Annotated in this window: 1 protein-coding gene; it reads left to right on the forward strand. The window is 55.4% G+C overall.

Features of this window, described 5'->3' with window-relative positions:
- The coding region (locus AC0L3U_RS39625) for a hypothetical protein (RefSeq protein WP_473365154.1) at positions 1-260 on the forward strand (260 nt) is incomplete at both ends.

A 260-nucleotide genomic window follows, 5' to 3' on the forward strand; every position in this document is an offset into this window, starting at 1 on the left:
CACAGCAGTTCATCGCTGGCTCTTGGGCGCTTGCGCGAGACTGGATCAGTGAGCACGGACGTTTTCCTGTAGTAATCAAGCCCCTCGAAAGGGCAGGCGCCGATGGCGTGTTTATCTGTGAAGGTATGCACGCCTGCCAGGCTGGCGTGGAACGTCTACTGGGAACGACCAATAAGCTGAATATCCCTAACACGCAGGTCCTGATCCAGGAATATCTGGTGGGGGTGGAGTTTGTGGTGAATATGGTCTCTATCGACGCC

This window comes from Bradyrhizobium sp. Kon69, from assembly GCF_055807515.1.